3 protein-coding genes and 1 pseudogene are annotated in these 1,761 nt (G+C 62.6%); 1 reads left to right on the forward strand and 3 read right to left on the reverse strand.

Going from position 1 to position 1,761, the window contains the following annotated elements; genetic code table 11:
* The 3 genes and pseudogenes from EN893_RS32415 to EN893_RS32425 form a co-directional block, all read right to left on the reverse strand.
* Positions 1-178: pseudogene (locus tag EN893_RS32415) on the reverse strand (acetyl-CoA carboxylase carboxyl transferase subunit alpha); the annotation flags it as partial.
* A 99-nt stretch (positions 179-277) separates the two neighbouring features.
* The gene (locus EN893_RS32420; RefSeq protein ID WP_127266671.1) at positions 278-1,195 is read right to left on the reverse strand and encodes a site-specific tyrosine recombinase XerD; all 918 of its coding nucleotides are present in this window, start codon (positions 1,193-1,195) and stop codon (positions 278-280) included.
* A 17-nt stretch (positions 1,196-1,212) separates the two neighbouring features.
* Positions 1,213-1,365 (reverse strand): histidine kinase, encoded by a 153-nt coding sequence (locus EN893_RS32425; protein WP_127266685.1) that lies wholly within the window; start codon positions 1,363-1,365, stop codon positions 1,213-1,215.
* A gap of 210 nt (positions 1,366-1,575) precedes the next feature.
* On the opposite strand from EN893_RS32425, the gene EN893_RS32430 reads away from it, so the two are divergent.
* A partial coding sequence (locus tag EN893_RS32430) for a shikimate kinase (protein ID WP_281062519.1) occupies positions 1,576-1,761 on the forward strand: 186 nt, incomplete at its 3' end.

The following is a 1,761-nucleotide window of genomic DNA, read 5'->3' on the forward strand; positions in this document are numbered from 1 at the left end:
TCTGCCACGGCGTCAGCGCCTTGTAGGCGTCGCGCAGAGCGTCGCGGGAGCGCTTCTCGAGACGGCTGATCTCGTCGCCGACATCGACCGCCTCGCCATTCTCGGCAAGCTTCTTCAGCTCGAGGATCTTGCCCTCGAGGTCCTGCACCGGCTTTTCGAAATCGAGGTAATTATACATGCGTGAGCGGACCGATACGTCGGAAGGCAGTGGCTGACGGAACCCTTGAATCCAAGGCTCCGGGCGGTGAAATGTCGTCCTCACATAGCGATATGAGGCCTAGTCGGCAAGCGGATGATGATCGTTGACCAGCCGCACCAGCCGCTCTTCCAGCACATGGGTGTAAATCTGTGTCGTCGATATGTCGGCATGGCCAAGCAATTGCTGCACGGCACGGAGATCGGCGCCGTTCTGCAGGAGATGGCTGGCGAAAGCATGGCGCAGCACGTGCGGCGAGATCTTCGCCGAGGCGATGCCGGCCCTTGCCGCCAGCCCCTTCAGGTCACGCGCAAAGACCTGACGCGAGAGATAGCCGCTGTCGGAGGCGGCCGGAAACAGGAACGGACTGTCGGCAAAGGCTGGCACCTTGGCGCGGGCGGCGAGCCAGGTCTTCATCGCCGCGCGTGCCTTGGCCGAGAGCGGCACCATGCGCTCCTTGTCGCCCTTGCCGCGCACCATGAAAAAACGGTCGTCGCGCTGCGCCACCGTCACCGGCAGACCGACCAGCTCGGAAACGCGCAGGCCGGTGGCGTAAAGCACCTCGACCAGCGCATGCAGGCGCAGTGACGCCAGACTGTCCCCATCGCCCGACGAGACATCGCCGGCCTCCAGCGCCGCTCGGTCGATCAGCCGGCCGGTGTCGGCCTCGCTCATCGTCTTGGGCAGCGGACGGCCCTTTTTCGGGCTGTCCAGCGTGCCGGTCGGGTCATCGCCGCGCAGGCCTTCGGCGTAGAGGAATTTGAAGAACTGGCGGATCGCCGACAGTTTGCGCGCCTGCGACGTGGCGGCAAAGCCGCGGGCGGCAATGTCGTCGAGATAGGCGCGGATATCGGCGGCGGCGGCACCAGCCAGCCCGCCATCGATCGCGCCAGAAGCGTCCTCGAGGTCGCGGCGGTAGGAGGAAAGCGTATTTTCGGCCGCGCCCCGCTCGGCGCTCATCATTTCGAGAAAGGCTTCGATGCGGGCGGCGCTGTTCATTCAACTTTTCTTCGGGTTCAGCTTTTCTTGGGGTTCAGCTTTTCCGGAGGGATGCGCACGCTCATTTCGCCCTTCTTTGGCTCGACGAACATCACCAGTGCGAACATCGCACCATAGGCAATGCCTGCCAGAATCGCTGTTACCACGACAAAGCGAAACAGTGTCGGCATCAGTTTTCGCCCGTCTTCTTGTTCTGCGTTTCCAAACCCTGTCCCCTTATGGGACGCCAATCCGGCCAATTCAAGGACGAAGCTGAGGCCTGTTAGCAACTTCTGATGCAGACCTTGCCGGTCCATATCGGGTTCAAGGCACTTGCCCTGCTTGACGCAAACGGGCTTTTCATGTCGATACGCCGGCAAAGAGGGCCTTCGAAACATCCGATGAACGCGTTGCCAGCAAATCCTCCAGACGAGACCTACGCCGCGTTGCTTGGCCGGCTGGGCAGCCGTTCCGTCGTCTTCGTCGGATTGATGGGTGCCGGCAAGACGGCGATCGGCCGCAAGGTGGCGACGATGCTGGCGCTGCCCTTCATCGACAGCGACCAGGAGATCGAAAGCGTCTCGCGC

Origin of the sequence: Mesorhizobium sp. M7A.F.Ca.CA.004.04.2.1 (assembly GCF_004022825.1) — a bacterium.
In the GTDB taxonomy this organism is placed as follows: Bacteria; Pseudomonadota; Alphaproteobacteria; order Rhizobiales; family Rhizobiaceae; genus Mesorhizobium.

Excerpts from the sequence above, each read along its gene's own strand:
- EN893_RS32420 (WP_127266671.1), bottom strand. The coding sequence starts at position 1,195 with ATGAACAGCGCCGCCCGCATCGAAGCCTTTCTCGAAATGATGAGCGCC.
- EN893_RS32425 (WP_127266685.1), bottom strand. The coding sequence starts at position 1,365 with ATGCCGACACTGTTTCGCTTTGTCGTGGTAACAGCGATTCTGGCAGGC.